Origin of the sequence: Streptomyces sp. XY006 (assembly GCF_002237655.1) — a bacterium.
In the GTDB taxonomy this organism is placed as follows: domain Bacteria; phylum Actinomycetota; class Actinomycetes; order Streptomycetales; family Streptomycetaceae; genus Streptomyces; species Streptomyces levis.
Genome location: NZ_NOKT01000011.1, coordinates 181,272 through 200,571, shown reverse-complemented (window position 1 = coordinate 200,571; position 19,300 = coordinate 181,272). Strand labels below are relative to the sequence as shown.

The 19,300-nt window shown below is 76.0% G+C and carries 18 protein-coding genes; 14 read left to right on the top strand and 4 right to left on the bottom strand.

Features of this window, described 5'->3' with window-relative positions; all coding sequences use genetic code 11:
- Positions 1–67 precede the first annotated feature (67 nt).
- The 8 genes from CHR28_RS15135 (at position 68) to rfaE2 (ending at position 9,410) form a co-directional block, all read left to right on the top strand.
- Positions 68–1,033 carry an NAD-dependent epimerase/dehydratase family protein gene (locus tag CHR28_RS15135; protein ID WP_094054139.1) on the top strand — a complete coding sequence of 322 codons (966 nt, stop codon included), beginning with the start codon at positions 68–70 and terminating at the stop codon, positions 1,031–1,033.
- A 69-nt stretch (positions 1,034–1,102) separates the two neighbouring features.
- Entirely contained in the window at positions 1,103–2,800 is a 1,698-nt protein-coding gene (locus CHR28_RS15130; protein WP_094054138.1) for a carbamoyltransferase family protein, read from the top strand.
- Complete coding sequence (locus CHR28_RS15125) at positions 2,797–3,870, top strand: glycosyltransferase family 2 protein (RefSeq protein ID WP_094054137.1); 1,074 nt, start codon at positions 2,797–2,799, stop codon at positions 3,868–3,870. The genes CHR28_RS15130 and CHR28_RS15125 overlap by 4 nt, the downstream gene beginning before the upstream one ends.
- 121 nt (positions 3,871–3,991) lie before the next feature.
- The gene (locus tag CHR28_RS15120; RefSeq protein ID WP_094054194.1) at positions 3,992–5,065 is read left to right on the top strand and encodes a glycosyltransferase family 9 protein; all 1,074 of its coding nucleotides are present in this window, start codon (positions 3,992–3,994) and stop codon (positions 5,063–5,065) included.
- Complete coding sequence (locus CHR28_RS15115; protein WP_094054136.1) at positions 5,062–6,027, top strand: glycosyltransferase; 966 nt, start codon at positions 5,062–5,064, stop codon at positions 6,025–6,027. Before CHR28_RS15120 ends, CHR28_RS15115 begins: the two co-directional genes overlap by 4 nt.
- Positions 6,024–7,301: a glycosyltransferase gene (locus tag CHR28_RS15110; protein ID WP_094054135.1), complete on the top strand. Its 1,278-nt coding sequence runs from the start codon at positions 6,024–6,026 to the stop codon at positions 7,299–7,301. Before CHR28_RS15115 ends, CHR28_RS15110 begins: the two co-directional genes overlap by 4 nt.
- A 70-nt stretch (positions 7,302–7,371) precedes the next feature.
- Positions 7,372–8,007, top strand: coding sequence for a D-sedoheptulose-7-phosphate isomerase (locus tag CHR28_RS15105; RefSeq protein WP_094054134.1), 636 nt, complete (start codon positions 7,372–7,374; stop codon positions 8,005–8,007).
- Positions 8,004–9,410 (top strand): D-glycero-beta-D-manno-heptose 1-phosphate adenylyltransferase, encoded by a 1,407-nt coding sequence (gene rfaE2, locus CHR28_RS15100; protein ID WP_094054133.1) that lies wholly within the window; start codon positions 8,004–8,006, stop codon positions 9,408–9,410. The genes CHR28_RS15105 and rfaE2 overlap by 4 nt, the downstream gene beginning before the upstream one ends.
- A gap of 73 nt (positions 9,411–9,483) precedes the next feature.
- Here the strand turns inward: rfaE2 and CHR28_RS15095 are convergent, their stop codons facing one another.
- The 4 genes from CHR28_RS15095 to CHR28_RS15080 all read right to left on the bottom strand — a co-directional run bounded on the left by CHR28_RS15095 (position 9,484) and on the right by CHR28_RS15080 (position 13,562).
- Complete coding sequence (locus CHR28_RS15095) at positions 9,484–10,731, bottom strand: MFS transporter (RefSeq protein ID WP_256984257.1); 1,248 nt, start codon at positions 10,729–10,731, stop codon at positions 9,484–9,486.
- Between the two features lie 421 nt (positions 10,732–11,152).
- Positions 11,153–11,716 carry a hemerythrin domain-containing protein gene (locus tag CHR28_RS15090; RefSeq protein ID WP_094054131.1) on the bottom strand — a complete coding sequence of 188 codons (564 nt, stop codon included), beginning with the start codon at positions 11,714–11,716 and terminating at the stop codon, positions 11,153–11,155.
- A 74-nt stretch (positions 11,717–11,790) separates the two neighbouring features.
- Positions 11,791–12,324, bottom strand: a complete 534-nt coding sequence (locus CHR28_RS15085; RefSeq protein ID WP_094054130.1) for a DoxX family protein — start codon at positions 12,322–12,324, stop codon at positions 11,791–11,793.
- Between the two features lie 62 nt (positions 12,325–12,386).
- Entirely contained in the window at positions 12,387–13,562 is a 1,176-nt protein-coding gene (locus CHR28_RS15080) for an amidohydrolase (protein WP_094054129.1), read from the bottom strand.
- A gap of 255 nt (positions 13,563–13,817) precedes the next feature.
- Between CHR28_RS15080 and CHR28_RS15075 the strand changes: the two genes are divergently transcribed.
- The 6 genes from CHR28_RS15075 to CHR28_RS15050 all read left to right on the top strand — a co-directional run bounded on the left by CHR28_RS15075 (position 13,818) and on the right by CHR28_RS15050 (position 19,293).
- A complete protein-coding gene (locus CHR28_RS15075; protein WP_094054128.1) occupies positions 13,818–15,296 on the top strand; it encodes an aminotransferase class I/II-fold pyridoxal phosphate-dependent enzyme in 1,479 nt (492 codons plus the stop codon).
- Positions 15,297–15,404: 108 nt separating this feature from the next.
- Entirely contained in the window at positions 15,405–15,593 is a 189-nt protein-coding gene (locus CHR28_RS15070) for a hypothetical protein (RefSeq protein ID WP_094054127.1), read from the top strand.
- Between the two features lie 19 nt (positions 15,594–15,612).
- A complete protein-coding gene (locus CHR28_RS15065; protein WP_094054126.1) occupies positions 15,613–16,305 on the top strand; it encodes a hypothetical protein in 693 nt (230 codons plus the stop codon).
- A complete protein-coding gene (locus CHR28_RS15060) occupies positions 16,302–17,210 on the top strand; it encodes a DUF6895 family protein (protein WP_256984256.1) in 909 nt (302 codons plus the stop codon). Before CHR28_RS15065 ends, CHR28_RS15060 begins: the two co-directional genes overlap by 4 nt.
- The gene (locus CHR28_RS15055; RefSeq protein ID WP_094054125.1) at positions 17,207–18,124 is read left to right on the top strand and encodes a DUF6895 family protein; all 918 of its coding nucleotides are present in this window, start codon (positions 17,207–17,209) and stop codon (positions 18,122–18,124) included. Before CHR28_RS15060 ends, CHR28_RS15055 begins: the two co-directional genes overlap by 4 nt.
- Complete coding sequence (locus CHR28_RS15050) at positions 18,121–19,293, top strand: serine hydrolase domain-containing protein (RefSeq protein ID WP_373453356.1); 1,173 nt, start codon at positions 18,121–18,123, stop codon at positions 19,291–19,293. Before CHR28_RS15055 ends, CHR28_RS15050 begins: the two co-directional genes overlap by 4 nt.
- The last annotated feature ends 7 nt before the right edge of the window (positions 19,294–19,300 follow it).

Below are 19,300 nucleotides of genomic sequence, written 5' to 3'. Positions count from 1 at the left end.
TTCGGCGGCCCGGGTGTGCCACTCCGTCGTCCCCTGCCGTGCCGCCGCTGACGGAGGAGAGACCGACATGACCACCGACTTCTCACGGAGCTGGGAACACGCCGTCGTCACCGGTGGCGCCGGGTTCGTCGGCTCCCATCTGTGCACCGCCCTGCTGGACGCGGGCGCCGCCGTCACCTGCGTGGACGACTTCAGCACCGGCCGGCCGGAGAACATCGCGCCCCTGCTGGAACGGCCCGGGTTCACGCTCGTGCAGGCCAACGTCGCCGAAGGACTGCGGATCAAGCGCCCGCCGGACCTCGTCCTGCACTTCGCCTCCCCGGCCTCCCCGGCGGACTACCTGCGCCTGCCGCTGCACACCATGGAGGCCGGCAGCCTCGGCACCCGCAACGCCCTGGAACTCGCGCACTCCGCCCGGGCCCGCTTCGTCCTGGCCTCGACGTCCGAGGTCTACGGCGACCCGCAGCAGAACCCCCAGGACGAGCGCTACTGGGGCAACGTCAACCCCGTCGGACCGCGCAGCGTCTACGACGAGGCCAAACGCTTCGGTGAGGCCCTGACCACCGCCCACGCCGAGACCCACGGCACCGACACCTGCATCGTGCGGCTGTTCAACACCTACGGTCCCCGGATGCGCGGCCACGACGGGCGCGCCGTGCCGACCTTCGTCCGGCAGGCCCTGGACGGCGAACCCCTCACCGTCACCGGCGACGGCCGCCAGACCCGGTCGCTGTGCTACGTCGACGACACCGTGCGCGGCGTCCTCGCCGCCGCCGCCCACGGCATGCGCGGCCCGGTCAACATCGGCAACCCGGCCGAGATCACCATGCTCGACCTGGCCCGTCTCGTCGTCGAACTCGCCGGATCCCCCTCGGACATCCGCTTCATCGAACGCCCGGTGGACGACCCGGCCGTGCGCTGCCCGGACATCACCCTGGCCCGCGACAAGCTCGGCTGGGAGCCGCAGGTGCGCGCCGAGGAAGGGCTGCGGCGCACGATCGCCTGGTTCCGCGAGGACGGCACCGACGACTGACCCGCCACCGCCCTCCCGCGCAGCGCCTCGCCCGGTCCCGTCCCCACCGCCGAAAGGCCCGCCACGCCCATGCGCATCCTCGGAATCAACGCCCTCTTCCACGACCCCGCCGCCGCCCTCGTCGTCGACGGACGGACCGTCGCCGCCGCCGAGGAGGAACGGTTCTCACGGCGCAAGCACGGCAAGCGGCCGCTGCCCTTCTCCGCCTGGGAGCTGCCCGAGAAGGCCGCCGCCTGGTGCCTGAAGCGGGCCGGGCTGCGACCGCAGGACCTCGACGCGGTCACCTACTCCTTCGACCCGGCGCTCGCCCGGCCCGCCGACGCCATGGGCCTGGACGACCCGTGGGACCACCTGCGGCTCACCTACGCCCGCGAGGCCCCCGGCTTCCTGGCCGCGGCCCTGCCCGGCCTCGACCCCGGCCTCGTCCGGTTCGTGCCGCACCACATGGCGCACGCCGCCTCCGGCGCCTTCGCCGCACCGGACGCCGGCGACTCCTCCGTGCTGGTGCTGGACGGCCGTGGCGAACGCGCCTCCCATCTGGCCGCCCGCCGCGTCGGCGACCGGCTGGAGGCCCTGCACTCCCAGGAACTGCCGCACTCGCTGGGCCTGGTCTACGAGGAACTCACCGCCCACCTCGGCTTCCTGCGCTCCTCCGACGAGTTCAAGGTGATGGCCCTCGCCTCCCACGGCACCCCGCGCATGCTCGCGGAACTGCACCGCCACGTGTACCCCACCGGCGACGGCGGCTTCCACGCCGACGCGGTGCCCTGGCACGAGCTGTGCGCGCCGCGCGGGGCCGACGAGCCGTGGACGCAGGACCACGCCGACGTCGCCGCCAGCGCCCAGGCCGTCCTGGAGGAGACCCTGCTGGACCTGGTGCGCTGGCTGCACGGCCGCACCCACGACAGCGTGCTCACCCTGGCCGGCGGCGTCGCCCTCAACTGCGTCGCCAACTCCCGCATCGCCCGCGAGGGCCCCTTCTCCCGAGTGTGGGTGCAGCCCGCCGCCGGAGACGCCGGAACCGCCCTCGGCGGCGCCCTGCTGCTGTCCGCGGCGCAGGGCGACCGGCCCGAACCCATGACCGGCGCCGACCTCGGCCGGGACTGGTCCGACGCGGAGCTCGGCGCCTGGCTCAAGACGGCGGCCGTCCCCTTCGAGAGGCCCCCGGACATCGCCGAGACCGTCGCCCGGGCCCTCGCCGACAACGGGATCGTCGCCTGGTTCCAGGGCCGCTCCGAGTACGGTCCGCGCGCCCTCGGCCACCGCTCCCTGCTCGCCCACCCCGGGCACGCGGGCAACCTGGAACGGCTCAACGACGTCAAGGGACGCGAGCAGTTCCGGCCCGTCGCGCCCATGGTGCTGGCCGACCGCGCCGCCGAGATCTTCGACGGGCCGATGCCCAGCCCGTACATGCTGTTCGTGCACGACGTGGCCCCGGCCTGGCGGGAGCGGATCCCCGCCGTCGTGCACGTCGACGGCACCGCCCGCATCCAGACCGTCGACCCCGGCCGCGAACCCCTGGTCGCCCGCATGCTCGGCGCGTTCGAGCAGTTCACGGGGCTGCCCGTGGTGGTCAACACCAGCCTCAACACGGCCGGGCGGCCCATGGTCGACGACCCGCGCGACGCCCTGGAATGCTTCGGCTCCTCGCCCGTCGACCTGCTGGCCATCGGCCCGTACGCCATCCGCCGCGGCGACCTCTTCCGCACCGGCGGCCACGACGGCCTGCGCTCCGACGCCGCCGACGCCGCGGGAGGCCCCCGATGACCGCCCCGGGCGGCACGGCGCGGGACGCCGAGTACGCCGTCGTGATCCCGACCCTCGGCCGGCCCAGTCTGCGCGCCTGCCTGCACGCCCTGGCCGAGGCGGCCGGACCCGGGCCGGCCCGGGTGGTGCTCGTCGACGACCGGCCCGAGACGGCCCGGGTCGCCCTCACCGCCGACGTCCCGCCCTCCCTGCGCGCCCGCACCGTCGTCGTACCGGGCGGGGCCCGCGGACCCGCCGCCGCACGCAACCTCGGCTGGCGCGCCGCCGGTGACGTCCCCTGGATCGTCTTCCTGGACGACGACGTCGTACCCGGGTCCACCTGGGGCGACGACCTCACCCTCGACCTGACCGCGGCGTCGGACCGGACGGCCGGCATCACCGCCCGCATCGAGGTGCCCCTGCCGCCCGACCGCCGCCCGACCGACTGGGAGCGCAACACGGCCGGACTCGCCGGTGCCCACTGGATCACCGCCGACATGGCCTATCGCCGGGCCGCGCTCCTGGCCGTCGGCGGCTTCGACGAACGCTTCCGGCGGGCCTTCCGGGAGGACGCCGACCTCGCCCTGCGGATGCTCGACGCCGGCTGGACGCTCACCGGGGGCCGGCGCACCACCACCCACCCCGTCCGGCCCGCCGGGCGCTGGATCTCCGTCCGGCTCCAGGCCGGCAACGCCGACGACGTCCTGATGACCCGGCTGCACGGCCGCCACTGGTGGCGCCGGGCCGGCACGCCGCGCGGACGCCTGCCCGCGCACCTCGCCGTCACGGGCGCCGCGGTGACGGCCGTCGGCTGCGCCCTGCTCGGCCGGCACCGCCTCGCCGGGGCCTGCGCCGCCGCGTGGCTGGCCGGCACCGCCGAGTTCGCCCTGGCCCGCATCCTGCCGGGGCCCCGCACCCGCGAGGAGGTGCTCACCATGGCCGCCACCAGCGCCCTCGTCCCGCCCGCCGCGACCTGGCACTGGCTGCGCGGCCGTGTGGCACACCGCACGGCCCGCCCGCTCACGACGCCCGAGACCGCGGAGCGGGCCACCACGCCCCGCGCGCCGGTCAGGGAACGGCTGCGGTCATGAACGAAGCCACCGGCCCCCGTCGGCTCCCCGGGACGACGCGGTGCCCGCCGGCGGCATGCGCGTCCGGGACGGCGGGCTCGGCGACCGCCGCTCGACGGCACCGGCCCGCGGGAGGCGCGCGATGAATCCGTTCCGGTCCCGGCGCCGCCCGCCCCGCACCCTCGTCGTGCGTCTCGACAGTGCCGGAGACGTGCTGCTCGCGGGCCCCGCCGTACGGGCCGTCGCGGCCGGGTCGTCCTACACCGCGCTGCTGTGCGGGCCGCAGGGCGCGGCGGCCGGACGGATGCTGCCCGGCGTGGACGACGTGCTGACGTACGACGCCCCCTGGGTCGGTCTGGAGCCCGCGCCGGTGACCCGGGCGGCCACCCGGCGGCTGATGGCGACCCTCGCCGCGGGCCGCTTCGACCGGGCGCTGGTGCTCGTGTCGTACCACCAGAGCCCGCTGCCGGTCGCCCTGCTGCTGAAGCTGGCCGGTGTCTCCCGCGTCGCCGCCGACAGCGAGGACTACCCGGGCGCGCTGCTGGACCTGCGCCACCGCAGGCTCCCGCACCGCCACGAGGCACGGGCGGCCCTCGACCTGGCCCGTGCCGCGGGCTTCGCCCTGGCGCCCGGCGACGACGGCCGGCTGCGCGTCACGCCGCCGCCCCGCACGGCCCACCTCACCGGCCCCGGCCCCTACGTCGTCGTCCACCCGGGCGCCGCCGTGCCCGCCCGGGCCTGGAGCCCCGCCCGGGCGGCCCGGGCCGTGGCCGCGCTGTCCGCCGAGGGCTACCGGGTGGTCGTCACCGGCGGGCGCGCCGAACGCGAGCTGACCGCCCAGGTCGCCGGCCGTCACGCCCTCGACCTCGGCGGCGCGACCGACCTGCCGCAGCTGGCGGGAGTCCTCGCCGGGGCGCAGGCGGTGGTGGCCGGGAACACCGGCCCGGCGCATCTCGCCGCCGCGGTCGGCACCCCCGTCGTCAGCCTCTTCGCACCGGTCGTACCGGCCGAGCGGTGGGCCCCCTACGGCGTCCCGCACCTCCTGCTCGGCGACCCGCACGCCGCGTGCGCGGACACCAGGGCACGGCACTGCCCGGTGCCGGGACACCCCTGCCTGGACGGCATCGGCGACGCCGAGGTCCTCGCCGCCGTGGCGGCCCTCACCGGCGACCCGGCGGACCAGGGAGAACAGACGGAGCGAGGAGCGACCGTATGAACATCCTGCTGTGGCACGTGCACGGCTCCTGGACGACCGCGTTCGTCCAGGGCCCGCACACCTACCTCGTGCCGGTCACCCCGGGCCGCGACTTGGACGGCCTCGGCCGGGCCCGCACCTTCTCCTGGCCCGCCTCGGTCCGTGAGGTCACGCCCGAGGAACTCCGCGACACGCCCGTCGACCTGGTGCTCCTGCAGCGCCCGCACGAGCTGGAGCTGGCCGGGCGCTGGCTCGGCGGGCGCCGCCCGGGCCGTGACGTGCCGGCCGTGTACCTGGAGCACAACGCACCCGACGGCGACGTGCCGGACACCCGGCACCCGTGCGCCGACCGCGCCGATCTGACCCTGGTGCACGTCACGCACTTCAACCGGCTGTTCTGGGACTGCGGAACCACCCGGACCACGGTGATCGAACACGGCATCGTCGACCCGGGCCACCGCTACACCGGCCGCCTCGCCCGGGCCGCCGTCGTCGTCAACGAACCCGTGCGCCGCGCCCGGTACACCGGCACCGACCTGCTGCCGGCCCTGGCCGAGGCCGTGCCGCTCGACGTGTTCGGCATGGGCACCGAGGGCCTGGCCGGACACCTCGGCCTGCCGCCCGACCGGTGCCACACGGCCGACCTGCCGCAGAGCGAGCTGCACCCGGCCCTGGCCGAACGCCGCGTGTACCTGCACCCGGTGCGCTGGACCTCCCTCGGCCTGTCCCTGCTGGAGGCCATGCACCTGGGCATGCCCGTGCTGGCGCTCGCCACCACCGAGGCGGTCGAGGCCGTCCCGCCGGGCGCGGGCACCCTCTCCACCCGCCCCGACGTCCTGGCCCGCGCTGCCCGCCGCTACCTCCACGAACCCGAGGCGGCGGCAGCGGACGGCGCCCGGGCCCGGCAGGCGGCCCTCGACCGCTACGGGCTCAAGCGCTTCCTGGCCGACTGGGAGCGCCTGATCACGGAGGTGCGCTCATGACCCCGTCCCTCAGCCCCTTCCCGGCCGGGCCGCTCGGCGGCGGCCCACGGGATCCCGGCGTCCTCGACATCGCGCTCGTCTCCGAGCACGCCAGCCCCCTCGCCACCCTCGGCGGCGTCGACGCCGGCGGGCAGAACGTGCACGTCGCCTGCCTCGCCGGCGCCCTCGCCGACCGCGGCCACCGCGTCACCGTCTACACCCGGCGCGACGCGCCCGACCTGCCCGCCCGCGTGGCGCTGCGCGACGGCGTCGAGGTGCACCACGTGCCCGCCGGGCCGGCCGAGCCGCTCCCCAAGGACGCCCTCCTGCCGTACATGGGCGATTTCGGCCGCCACCTCACCCGCGCCTGGCGCACCCGCGCCCCCGACCTGGTCCACTCGCACTACTGGATGTCGGGCCTGGCCGCGCTGCGCGCGACCCGTGCGCGGGGGCTGCCCCTGCTGCACACGTACCACGCCCTCGGCACGGTGAAGAAACGGCATCAGCGGCTCGCCGACACCAGCCCGCGCGAGCGGATACCCGGCGAGATCGAGGTCGGCCTGGGGTGCGACCGTGTCGTCGCCACCTGCCGGGACGAGGCCGTCGAACTGGCCCGCATGGGCATACCCGCGCACAAGGTCGCCATCGTGCCGTGCGGCGTCGACCCCGGCCGGTTCACCCCGCAGGGCCCGGCCGCGCCCCGCGGCCCCCACCCGCACCGGCTGCTCCAGCTGGGCCGGCTCGTGCCCCGCAAGGGCGCCGCCGTCACCGTCGCTGCCCTGGCCGCACTGCCCGGCACCGAGCTCCTCGTCGTCGGCGGGCCGCCCGCGGACCGGCTCGACGAGGACCCGGAGGTCCGCCGCCTGCGCGGCATCGCCCGGGACGCGGGCGTCGCCGACCGGGTCCGCTTCACCGGCGCCGTGGCCGGTGACGAGGTCCCGGCGCTGCTGCGCTCCGCCGACGTGGTGGTGTGCCCCGCCGACTACGAGCCCTTCGGCATCGTGCCGCTGGAGGCCATGGCCTGCGGCGTACCGGTCGTGGCCAGCGCCGTCGGCGGGCAGCTCGACACCGTCGCCGACCCCGGCACCGGACGGCTGGTCCCGCCCCGCGACCCGCGGGCGCTGGCCCGAGCCGTGGCCGGGCTGCTCGCCGACCCGGCGGCCCGCGCGGCGTGCGGCGCGGCCGGCCGCCGCCGGGTGCTGAGCCGGTACGGCTGGGACCGGGTCGCCGCCGCCACCGAGGCGGCCTACTGCGAGGTCCTCGACGCCGAGCCCGCCGCGACCGGCGCCGGCTGAACCGGACCGCCCGACCGAAGCCCGAAGGAGGTGTGGGCCCGCCGTCCCCACGACGGCACGCCCGAACCGCATGAGCGAACTCCCCGCGCACCCCGCCCTCGACGCCGCGCGTCTGCACTGCGAGTCACTGCAGGAGGCTCTCGGCCGGTTCCGCCGGGACGGTCTCGACCGGATCGCGGACTGGGGCGCCCGGCTCGCCGGCGTCCTCACCGACGGCGGCCGGCTGCTCGCCGCGGGCAACGGCGGCAGCGCCGCCCAGGCCCAGCACCTCACCGCCGAGCTCGTCGGCCGCTACCGCCGCGAACGCCGCGCCTACTCGGCGATCGCCCTGCACGCCGAGACCTCCAGCGTGACCGCCATCGGCAACGACTACGGCTTCGACCACGTCTACGCCCGCCAGGTCACCGCCCACGGCCGCCCGGGCGACGTCCTCGTGCTGCTGTCCACCTCCGGCCGCAGCGCCAACCTCGTCGCGGCGGCCGTCACCGCCCGGCAGGCGGGCCTGCACGTCTGGGCCCTCACCGGGCGCGGCCCGAACCCCCTGGCGGAGGCCGCCCACGAGGCCCTGTGCGTGGACGCGGACAGCACCGCCAACGTCCAGGAGACCCACCTCGTCGCCGTCCACCTGCTGTGCGAGTGCTTCGACACGGCCGTGGCCACGCCCCTCGCACGGCGCACCGTCCTGACCCGGGGGAGCACCTCGTGAACGGCCCACAGCCGATCGCCGTCGTCGGGGACGTCCTCCTCGACGAGGACATCGAAGGCGTGTCCACCCGGCTCGCGCCGGACGCCCCCGCCCCCGTCGTCGACGTGACCGCCGGCCGGCGGCACCCGGGCGGAGCCGGACTGGCCGCCGCCCTCGCGGCCCGGGGCGGCCGGGACGTGGTCCTGGTGACCGCGCTCGGCGACGACGACGCCAGCGAGGCCGTACGGCGCGACCTGCGCGGCCGGGTCCGGCTGCTGGAGATCCCGCTGAACGGCACGCTGCCCGTGAAGACCCGCGTCCTCGCCGGCGGCCGGCCCGTCGTCCGCATCGACCGGGGCGGCGGCACCCCCGGCGAACCCGACGACGAGGTCCGCAGGGCCCTCGCCGGAGCCGCCGCGATCCTCGTGGCCGACTACGGCCGCCACACCGCGGGCGCCCTGCGGCCGTACCTGGAGGACGCCGCCCGGCGCACCCCGCTGGTGTGGGACCCGCACCCCGAGGGCGACCCGCCCGTACCCGGAGCCCGCCTGGTCACGCCCAACGCGGCGGAGGCCCGGGCGCTGCACCCCGGAGCGGGGGAGACGTCCCTGGGCGCGTACGCCGAGCGGGCCGCGCGGCTGGCGGAGCGCTGGCGCGCGGCGGGCGTCGCCGTCACGCTCGGCGAGCGCGGGGTGCTGCTGGCCCGGCCCGGAACGGGCACACCGATGCTGGTGCCGGTGCCCTACCGGGCCGCCGGTGACCCGTGCGGCGCGGGGGACTGCTTCGCCGCGACGGCGACGGCCGCCCTCGCCGACGGACTGCTGCCCGAGGAGGCGCTGCAGCGGGCCGTGGCCGAGGCGGCCGCGTTCGTCGCCGCGGGCGGCGCCGGCAATCCGGACCTGTGGCGCACCGAGCCGCCGCCCGGGCCCGCGGACGACCCGGCGACCGACGCGTTCGCCCTCGCGGAGAGCGTCCGGGCCCGGGGCGGCACGGTGGTCGCCACCGGCGGCTGCTTCGACCTGGTGCACGCGGGCCACGTCGGGCTGCTGGAGAGCGCCCGGCGGATCGGCGACTGCCTGATCGTGTGCCTGAACTCCGACGCGTCCGTGACCCGCCGCAAGGGCCCGGGCCGCCCCCTCAACCCGGCGGCGGACCGCGCCCGCGTCCTCGCCGCGCTCGGCAGCGTCGACGCGGTCGTGGTCTTCGACGAGGACACCCCCGAGGCGGTCCTGGACCGGCTGCGGCCCGACGTCTGGGTCAAGGGCGGCGACTACTCCGTCCAGGACCTGCCGGAGGCCGAGGCCCTGCGCACCTGGGGCGGCCAGGCCGTGGTCCTCCCGTACCTGGACGGCCGCTCCACGACGCTGCTGACGCGCAGGGCGGCGAAGGCGGCGGTGGGAGCCCTGCGCCGCCCGGGCTCCTGACGGAGGACAGCGAGGCGGGCCCGGGGTGGAGGCAGGTTCCTGACCCCCTCGGCCGGCTTCACGGGGAACCCGCTCAGGCCGCTGTGCTCAGGGCCGGGCGGCCCGGGGTCTCCGTGTCGCCCGTGCGGAGCAGGACCGGGGCCGGGACGCGGCGGCTGTGCAGCAGGTGGCCCGTGCCGATCGCGGCCGCGATCAGCAGGCCGCCCGTGACCAGGGCGCCGCGCGCCCCGGCCAGTTCCATCAGGAGGCCGAGCGCGGGCGGGCCGCCCAGGCTCCACACCGTGCCGACGCTGCCCCACACCCCGAGCACGCGCCCCCGCAGGTGCGCGGGCGGGTCGGTCTGCAGGACGGCCGTGCCGGCGGTGTCCGAGACGGACTCCACCACGGCCATGGGCAGCACCAGCGCGATCAGCACGACCAGCGACGGCGACAGGCCCGCCAGCACCTGGAGCAGTCCGCCGGCCGCCGCCAGCGCGCCCACGAGCCGCACCGACGGGCGGCGCAGCCGGGCACCGAGCACCGCGCCGAGGATGCCGCCGATCGCCAGCACGGTCGACACCGTGCCGAAGGAACCGGCGCCGCCCGCCAGCGGCCCCGTGACGAGCACCGCCAGCGTCAGGCCGTAGTTGCGGCCGAAGACCGCGCTGATGCCGGTCACCCCGGCGAGCGCCATCAGCCGCGGCCGGCGCGCGAAGAAGGCCAGCCCCTCCCGCACGGTCAGCTCCCCGCCGGAGGCGCGCGGCCCGGGCTTCGCCACCTCGTGCCGCACCGCCCCGGCCGCGGGCCGCAGGAACGGGATGACCGACGCCACGAACAGGAACGACAGCCCGTTCGCGAAGTACGCGGCGGAAGTGCCGAGGAATCCGACGGCCACTCCCGCGAGTGCCGCTCCCACGAGCCGGCCCGCCTGGTGCACCAGCGCCCCGACCCCGATGGCCGAGGGGACGTCCTCCGCCGGGACGAGATCGTTGCCCAGCAGCGCGCACGCCGGGTTGTCCACGGTCGCGACGACACCCGTGACGGCGGCCAGCACCAGCAAGGAGGTCATGTCCAGCCGGTCCAGCGCGACCAGCACGGCCGTGGTGAAGGCGATCATGCCGAGCAGCGCCTGGCTCACGGCTGCCGTCAGCTTGCGGGGCCACCGGTCCACGGCGGCCCCGCCCAGCACACTGATCAGCAGGGCGGGCGCCGCCTGCACGGACATGGACAGCCCCGTCGCCGCGGCGGACCCGGTGATCTGCAGCACCAGCAGGTTCTGCACGGTGAGCTGCATCCACGTGCCGGCGTTCGACACGAAGTTGGCGACGGACCACCAGCGCATGCTGCGGTACCTCAGCGCACGCCAGGGCGAGCGCGAGGCGGGCTGGGCAGGGGAGGACGCGGAAGACACAGTGCGGTACTCGCAAGACGAGAGTCGGAGGACTCGACAGGGGGGCGAGGAGAGCGAGAGGCACCGGCTGCGCTGCGCGGTGGCTCCCCTCGCCGGGTCACGGCGCCGCCCATCGTGACAGAGGGGCTCCCGGTGTCGGCTCCGTCCGCCTCTCCCGCACGGCCCCGGCCCGTGCCAAAGCTCGTCACGGGCCGGGCATTTGGGCCTGGGAGTGTGGTTGATCACAGCTGCCGATCATGGCCCGGGGCAGGCCCGGGGCAGGTGACGGCGGCCACAGCAGCCGTCCCGGACGACGCGGAAGGGCCCGTCGCCGGGGCGACGGGCCCTTCTCTCTCGCGCGGTGGCGGCCGCGTCACTCGAACTTGCCGCGTCCGGACAGCGCGTCACGCAGCCGGTCGACCATGCCGGTGCCCGGAGCCAGCAGCTTGTTCGCCGGAGGCTTGTCGGGGGCCGCCGGGTGCGGCCGGGTCGGGGCGGTCTTCTTCGCCTTGCGGACCTTGTCGCCGAGCTCGTTCAGCGTGTCCATCGGGCAGGCCTGGCGCAGCCGCGGGAAGAGGTTGCCCTCCTCGTCGGCGATGTGCGAGCGGATCTCGCTCATCAGCATGCCCACGAGCCGGTCGAACTCGGCGTCGCCCGCGTCGCAGCCCTCCAGATCCTTCATGATCTGCTCGGCCGTGGCGTGGTCCCGCAGTTCCTGGTCGGCGAGGGCGTCCCCGCCCGCGACGTGCTCGCGCACGGCCGGGTAGAGGTAGGCCTCCTCGGCCACCGAGTGCCTCACGAGCTCCATGGTGACCTGGTCGGCGTACACCTTGCGGTCCTGGTGACCGGACGGCAGCGCCTCGATCCTGCCGAACATCTCCTCGACCTCGCGGTGATCGGTCACCGGCTCGTCGATGACGTTTCCTCCGTGTCCCATGTCCTTCACCTCCAGGCCCCGGGTCCCCCCGGCCCTCTTGCGCTAACGCGTGGTCGTGGCGGCCCGCCCGCGGCTCAGGCGGGCAGCTTGGCGCGGACCCGCCCGGCCGCTGCGGCCGGCCGCGCGGTGGCGCGCACCGAGCGCCGCACCAGGCCCGCGTCCCGGCGCACGGAGCGGGCGGCGTGGGAGCCGCGCCACAGCAGGGAGGGGCGGGAGCCGGTGTCGTCGGCGGCGATCAGCAGCCCGCCGAGCATGGACATGTTCTTGAGGAAGTGGATGCGCTGCTGGGCCCGCTCCTCGGGGTCCTCCGCCTCCCAGAAGCGGTGCCCGGCGAGCGTCGTGGGCACCAGGGTGGCGGCGATGGCCAGCGCGGCCGGGCGGGGCATGCGTCCCGTGGCCAGCATCAGTCCGGCCACGACCTGTACGGCGCCGTTGAGCCGTACGATCTGCTCGGTGCGGTCGGGCAGGGCCGGGACGCGATCGGTGACGGGTTGGACGACAGGCTCGGCGGCGTCGGCGACCTGTTTCGGATCGCGGACGGAGTTCATGCCGCCCGTGAGGAACATCGAGGCGAGCATGGGGCGGCCGAGCACACGCAACAGACTCATGGCCCTCTCCAGGTGTCGGTGGGTCCGGTGTCCGCCGGGTTCCCCCGCAGCGGCCGAACCAGTCACGCCGCCCGGTGCCCTGCCCACGCCTCCTCGCGCAGCTCCTCCGACAGCAGGACGTCGGCGGCGGTGCAGGCGAGGGCCTGGGCGGCGGCGACCAGCACCGCGCGGGCCCGGGGCGAGGCGGCCGCCGCGGCGAACTCCGGGGTGTGGTCCGAGCCGTCCTCGCCGGTGATCGCCACGAAGGGGTGGATGGCGGGCACGCGCGTGCTGACGTTGCCGATGTCGGACGAGCCCAGGTAGACGCCCGGCGCGGGCGGGGACAGCGGGATCCCGGCCCGGGCCAGGTGCGCGGCGAACCGCCCGGAGAGCACCTCGCTGTCCCGGAAGTGCTCGTAGCGCACGGTCGCCCGCTCCACCTCGGTGGTGGTGCCGGTGGCCCGGGCCACGCCGTCCGCGCAGACCCGCAGCCGCTCGGTGAGGTCCTCCAGCGCCTCGGTCGTCGCCGCACGCAGCCCGAACCGGCCCTCCGCGAACTCGGGCACGATGTTCGTCGCCGTCCCGCCGTGGGTGACGATGCCCTGCACGTGCGAGCCCTCCGGCAGCCGCCGCCCCAGCGCGGACAGCACGTTGAACAGCTCCACCAGGGCCGCGAGCGCGTCGATGCCCTCGGTCGGGTTGCCCGTGGGGTGCGCGGCCCGGCCGTGGAAGGCCACCCGGTACTGCACCTGCGCCGTCAGCGGCGCCCGGGCCCAGCTGTGCACGCCCGGGTGGAACATCAGCGCCGCGTCGACGTCGTCGAAGACACCGGCCTCCACCTCCAGGGCCTTGCCGCCGCCGCCCTCCTCGGCGGGCGTGCCCACGGCCAGCACCGAACCGGCGGACAGCCCGGGCACGGCGCCCAGGGCCAGGGCGGCCCCGAGCCCCGCCGCCGCGATCAGGTTGTGCCCGCACGCGTGGCCGAGGCCGGGCAGGGCGTCGTACTCCATCAGCAGCGCCACGGTGGGCCGGCCCCGGCCCGAGCGGCCGGTGAACGCGGTCGGCATCCCGGCCACGCCGCGCTCCACGGCGAACCCGGCGCGCTCCAGTTCGCCCGAGAGCAGGGCCGCGGCCCGGTGCTCGGCGAAGGCATACTCGGGGTCGGCGTGCAGCCGCAGGGCCACGTCCCACAGCGCGTCGGCCCGCGCGGCCACCTCCTCACGGAGGGCGAGGTGTACGTCGTCGCGGATCAGGGCCACGGGGCCTCCTCGGTGTCAGGGGCGGCGTGCGGCACACGCTTCCCGGGCCGGCCGACCGGGCTCCCGGCCGGTCCGGGAACGCGGGACCGGCAGGCGCCGCCGCCGCGGTCCGTCCCCGACGGGTTTCACCGACCGCAGCGGTGACACCACCCGGCGCGTTTCGAGCGGTGCCCCGGTGCAACACGGTCGGTGTACCCGCCGGTCACGACAGCGTGGACGCCGCGGCGGCGGGGCGGGCCGGATCCGGGAGGAACCATGGACCACTCGCGCGTGCCCGTCCTGGAGGCGCTGGAGGACTTCCGGCGCCGCGGTGACATCGCCTACGGCCCGCCGGGCCACAAGCAGGGCAGGGGAGTGGACCCCCGGGTCGCCGCGATCGTCGGGCTGGACGTGTTCCGCTCCGACGTGCTCTCGCTCAACGGCCTGGACGACCGCCGCCAGTCGCAGGGCGTCCTCAGCCGGGCCCAGGAACTCATGGCGGACGCGGTCGGCGCCGAGCACGCGTTCTTCTCCACCTGCGGCAGCTCGCTGTCCGTGAAGACCGCCATGCTCGCCGCGGCCGGCCCGGGGGAGAAGCTGCTGCTGTCGCGCAACGCGCACAAGGCCGTCGTCGCGGCCGTCGTCGTCAACGGCGTCGAACCGATCTGGGTCCACCCCACGTTCGACACCGAACGGCACCTGGCCCACCCGCCCGAGCCGGACGACGTGCGCCGGCGCCTTGAGGAGCACCCCGACGCCAAGGGCATGCCGCTCATCACGCCCACCGACTGGGGCTCCTGCGCGGACGTCCGGGGAGTGGCCCGGGTGTGCCACGAGTTCGACGTGCCCGTCATCCTCGACGAGGCCTGGGGCGCCCATCTGCCCTTCCACCCGGCCCTGCCCGCCTGGGGCATGGACGCCGAGGCCGACCTGGTGGTCACCAGCGTGCACAAGATGGGCGGGGCGGTGGAGCAGAGCTCCGTCTTCCACCTCCAGTACGACCGCATCTCACCCGAGGCCCTCAAACAGCGGGAGGACCTGCTGGGCACCACCAGCGCCTCCTCGCTCGTGTACGCCACGCTCGACGGCTGGCGGCGCCAGATGGTCGAGCAGGGGCACGAGCTCCTGGAGGCGGCCCTCCGCCGCGCCGAACGCGTCCGGACGGCGGTCGCGGAGCTGCCCGGTCTGCGGCCCATGGGCCGGGAGGTCGTGCACGAGGGGCTCGCCGCCGACCTGGACCCGCTCAAGCTCGTGATCGACGTACGCGAGCTCGGCATGAGCGGCATGCAGGCCGCGGAGTGGCTGCGCGCCCACCGCCACGTGGACGTCGGCGGTTCGGACAGCTGCCGCATCAGCGCCTCGATCACGTACGCGGACGACGACGAGACCGAGCAGGTGCTGGTGGACGCCCTGCGGGCGCTCGTGGAGCACGCCGGCGAGGTCGAGCGGCGGCCGCCGGTGCGGCTGCCCGAGCCCTCGGTGCTGGAGCTGGAGCAGGCCATGCTGCCCCGGGCGGCGTTCTTCGCCCCTGCCGAGCACGTGCCCGCCGAGCGGGCCGCGGGACGGATCGCCGCGGAGATGATCAGCCCCTACCCGCCGGGCGTGCCGGTGGTGGCACCCGGCGAGGTGATCACCGACGCGGTCCTGGACTACCTGCGCAGCGGCGCCGACCACGGCGTCCTCATCCCGGACGCGGCCGACCCCTCGGTCCGCACCGTACGGGTGGTGGCGCGCGACGCGGTGCCTCATGGGTGAGAAGTTGAAAATGTTATTGAAGTGAATTCTGAGAAATTTGGCATGCTTTGTCCGATTCCGGAGATCCGGAAGGTGAAGGTACTCGCTTCAGCTCAAGGAGATGGTGCTATGCCTTCCAACGAAAAGGTCATCGAGGAACTCACGGGTGTTCCGAGCGTCGACATCGAGGCGGCACTCGACCCGGCCGAACTGGACGGCGTCTACCGCGACAGCCGCGAGTGCGCAGCGCTGGCGCTGTCCTCCGGCAACACCAAGCTGCTGCTGTCGCCGCCGACCCCGCGTCCGAAGAAGGGCTAGTGATCGACGGGAGTAGTCAATGGAGCAGTCAGGCACTTCGACCCTCTTGCAGGGCGCGGTGCAGGACCTCGCCTCCAGTGTGGTCTCCGCCCTCCGGGGCGGAGACCACGCGCGAGCGGCCACCCCCGGGGTGGTCGACTCGGACGCCGGAGGCATCGCACTCGCGGCCGTACGCGTGCTCGGATCCGACGCGCTGCTGCCGTCCGTCCTGCTGGGCACCCCACCCGACCCCGACGAACTCGCCGTGTTCCGCAAGGCCGTGGAGTCCTTCCCGCCCCGCGCCGACGCGGCCCCGGCCGTGCTGTGGAGCCACTGGGCCATGGCACGCACCCTGCGACGGCTCGACCCGTCCTCCGCCGCCGGCGAGGCCGAACCCGGCGCCGACTGGCTGGACGGCGCGAGCTGGCAGGTCCTGACCCACCAACTGGCCGTGCTGGCCCCCCTCGCCCTGCCCGGCGAGGAGTGCGCCGTGACCCGCGCCGCCGGACGCCGTCCCGTGGACGTCGCCCGCGGTTTCGTCCGCGCCGTGCGCCGCCGCGACTGGCGGCAGGCGGCCGGAGCGGGCCGCTGGCTCACCCTGCTGGACGGCGTCCCCACCACCCTCGGCCTCGAAGCGGGCCTGGACTTCGTGGAACTGATGGGCGGCCAGGACCCGCAGGTGGAACTCCAGGTGCGGGCGGCACGCCTGCTGCGCGCCGGAGCACCGGTGTGAGCGCACCGGCCCGGGAGGTCCGCGACGTGGCACGCGCCGCGCTGGCCTGGGCGTCCGGCCGCCGCGCGGACTTCGCGCTCGGCGAGGACGCGCTGGCCGCCGACGGCCAGGTCGACCGCAGCTGGAAGCCGCTCGGCGAACTGGCCCAGGTCTGCGCGACCGTCACCCGGCACACACCCCCCGGCGACCCCCTGCACGCCCGAGCCGCCGACCTGCTCGCCTTCGCCTGGCGGCAGACCGGCGAGGGTGAGCTGTTCCTCCGGCTGCAACGGCTCGAGCCGTTCGCCACCTACCCGCTGGAGGTCTACGCCGCCCTGGCCGCGGCCGGCTTCCGCCACCCCGCCTACGAGGCCGCCACCGCCACGGTCGCCCGCACCCGCGGCTGGCGGCTGACCGAGCAGGAACCGACCCGCCGGCTCGGTGTCCTCCACGCCGAGGAACGCGGCGGGATCCACCGGGACGAGCCCCGCGAACCGGCGCTGCGCCGCACCTGGCTGGGCGGACTGCCGGAACCCTGGACCTTCGAACGCTCCGCCGGATACGCGCTCACCCATGTGGTCTTCCACCTCACCGACTGGGGACGCGCCGCCGGAGGAGTCCCCGGCGACCTCACGGACTACCTGGCCCACTGGCTGCCGCCCTGGATCGACACCTGCCTGGACGCGCGGATGTGGGACCTCGCCTGCGAACTGCTGGCCGTGGCCGCGAGCGTGCCCGGACTGCCGGGCGACACCGTCCCGGACGACGCCTGGGCGCGCGTCGCCGCGGCGCAGGACGCCTCCGGCGCGCTGCCCGAGGAGGGCGACGCCGGCGATCCCGCCGCGTACTTCGCGCACCACTACCACTCCACTCTCATGGCGGCCTTCGCGGCGGCGCTGACCGCCGGACAAGGAGTACCGGTATGACCGACACGCGCCTGATCCACACCGTCGGGGTGGGCGCCATCGAATGGCTGTGGGCCCACCGGGACGGCTTCCGCCTGCAGCCAGACGTGGACCCCGAGATCGGCTTCCTGGAGCGCTTCAAGCCCGTCGGCGAACTGGCCCTGATCTGCAAGGTGCTCTTCCGCGAGGGCGTGGCCGGCTCACGCCAGGCCGAGCTGGCCCGCCGACTGCTCGACCACGCCTGGCGCGAGACCCTCGACGGCGGCGCCATGCTGGTGCGCGGACAGCGCACGGAGCCGATCTCGCCCATCCCCTTCGAGGTGTACCTGCCCTTCAAGGAACTGGGCTACAGCCACCCCGAGGTGGAGCGGGCCGCCGTCCTGAACCACCGGCTGGACAGCTGGGTCGCCTTCGAGGTCACCCCGACCCGGCGCCTGGGCCTGTCCGCCTTCCAGCGCCGCTACGGCCTCACTCCCCGCCCGCCCGAGGCCGACCTGGTGGGCGGGACCTGGCTGGCCCGCACCCCCGAACCCTGGACCGTCGAGGGCCACATCGCCTACGACGTCACCCACACGGTGTTCCACCTCACCGACTGGGGCGAGAACCCGGGCGGCCTGCCGCCGGACATCGCCGACTACCTCGCCACCTGGCTGCCGGTGTGGATCGACGACTGGCTGGACCTGGAGCGCTGGGACCTGCTCGGCGAACTGCTGGTCGTCGACGCCTGCCTGCCCCGCCCCACCCTGGACGAGCGCGCCTGGCGCGCCTTCGCGGCCGCGCAGCAGCCGGACGGAGCCATGCCGGCGATCCGCACCATGCCCGAGGGCGAGCCCGACGAGGTCTTCGACATCGTCTACCACCCCACCCTGGTCGCAGCGTTCGCCTCGGTCCTGGCCACGTCCCGGGCCCTGTCCGAACTGGCGGAGGCCTCGTGACGGCACTGTGGCCCGCCCCGTGGCCGGGAGCCCGGCCCGACGCCGAGGAACGGCCCGCGCCCGGCCCGCCGCCGCGACCGGACGCCCGGCCCGCCGGCGAACCCGGCCTGCCGCCGGACGGCGACCTGCTCGCGGACGCGGTCGCCGCCGCCGACGCGCCCGACGCCGTCTTCGCCCTCTCGCGCCACGGCCGCCGCACCCTGCGCGCCGGCGGCACCGCCCCGGCACCGCGGCTGCCCCGCGAGGACCTGCGCTACGAGATCGGCTCCGCCACCAAGACATTCACCGGGCTGCTGCTGGCCGAACTCATCCACACCGGCCGGCTGACCGGCGGCGAACCGGCCGCCGCCCTCCTGGACGGGACACGGCCCCGCGGAGCGGACCCGGTCACGCTCGCCCACCTGATCACGCACACCTCCGGACTGCCCGCCCTGCCGGCCGGCTTCCACCTCCGGGGCCTGCCCGCCTGGCACACCAACCCCTACGCCCGCTTCCCGGCCGACCGGGTCGTCGACGCCTTCCTGCGCCACCGGCCCCGCCACCGCCCCGGCACCCGCTGGTGCTACTCCAACTACGGCGTCGCCGTGCTCGGCCACGCTCTCGCCGCCGCGGCCGGCACCCCCTGGGAGGACCTGCTCACCGAGCGGGTCCTGCGCCCGCTCGGCCTGACCGGCACGAGCCTGCACCCGCACGAGCCGGGCCACGACGCCACCGGGCACGCCAAGGACGGAGCGTCCCCCGTTCCCGCCTTCGACGCCGGCGGCTTCCAGGCCGCGGGCGCCGTACGCGCCACACCGCACGACCTGCTCACCTTCCTGGAAGCCCACCTGGACCCGGCCGCGGCGCCCCCGGCGCTGGCCCCGGCCCTGCGCGCGGTGCGCGTCCCCGTGCTGCGCCGGGGCCTCACGCACCGGCACGTGCACACCATCGCCTGGTTCCGTCACCCCACCGACGGCGGGCCGATGTACTTCCACAGCGGCGCGACCCTCGGCCAGCAGGCGTTCCTCGGCTTCCGCCCCGACACCGGCACGGCCCTGGCCGCCGTGTGCACCCGCCGCTTCCGCGCCCACGACCCGTTCGTCGCCACCGCGTACGGGCTGCTCGCCGAGGAGCCGCCGGGCCCGCCCGGCACCGACGGCACGGGCCGCGCCGGCGCCGGACAGCCCTGACCCCTCG

What these genes read in the sequence shown, in the direction of transcription:
- CHR28_RS15090 (WP_094054131.1), bottom strand. Translation starts at nt 11,716, where the DNA reads ATGGGACACGGAGGAAACGTCATCGACGAGCCGGTGACCGATCACCGC.
- CHR28_RS15125 (WP_094054137.1), top strand. Translation starts at nt 2,797, where the DNA reads ATGACCGCCCCGGGCGGCACGGCGCGGGACGCCGAGTACGCCGTCGTG.
- CHR28_RS15065 (WP_094054126.1), top strand. Translation starts at nt 15,613, where the DNA reads ATGGAGCAGTCAGGCACTTCGACCCTCTTGCAGGGCGCGGTGCAGGAC.
- CHR28_RS15075 (WP_094054128.1), top strand. Translation starts at nt 13,818, where the DNA reads ATGGACCACTCGCGCGTGCCCGTCCTGGAGGCGCTGGAGGACTTCCGG.
- CHR28_RS15085 (WP_094054130.1), bottom strand. Translation starts at nt 12,324, where the DNA reads ATGAGTCTGTTGCGTGTGCTCGGCCGCCCCATGCTCGCCTCGATGTTC.
- CHR28_RS15070 (WP_094054127.1), top strand. Translation starts at nt 15,405, where the DNA reads ATGCCTTCCAACGAAAAGGTCATCGAGGAACTCACGGGTGTTCCGAGC.
- CHR28_RS15110 (WP_094054135.1), top strand. Translation starts at nt 6,024, where the DNA reads ATGACCCCGTCCCTCAGCCCCTTCCCGGCCGGGCCGCTCGGCGGCGGC.
- CHR28_RS15095 (WP_256984257.1), bottom strand. Translation starts at nt 10,731, where the DNA reads ATGCGCTGGTGGTCCGTCGCCAACTTCGTGTCGAACGCCGGCACGTGG.
- CHR28_RS15105 (WP_094054134.1), top strand. Translation starts at nt 7,372, where the DNA reads ATGAGCGAACTCCCCGCGCACCCCGCCCTCGACGCCGCGCGTCTGCAC.
- CHR28_RS15120 (WP_094054194.1), top strand. Translation starts at nt 3,992, where the DNA reads ATGAATCCGTTCCGGTCCCGGCGCCGCCCGCCCCGCACCCTCGTCGTG.
- CHR28_RS15055 (WP_094054125.1), top strand. Translation starts at nt 17,207, where the DNA reads ATGACCGACACGCGCCTGATCCACACCGTCGGGGTGGGCGCCATCGAA.
- CHR28_RS15130 (WP_094054138.1), top strand. Translation starts at nt 1,103, where the DNA reads ATGCGCATCCTCGGAATCAACGCCCTCTTCCACGACCCCGCCGCCGCC.
- CHR28_RS15115 (WP_094054136.1), top strand. Translation starts at nt 5,062, where the DNA reads ATGAACATCCTGCTGTGGCACGTGCACGGCTCCTGGACGACCGCGTTC.
- CHR28_RS15135 (WP_094054139.1), top strand. Translation starts at nt 68, where the DNA reads ATGACCACCGACTTCTCACGGAGCTGGGAACACGCCGTCGTCACCGGT.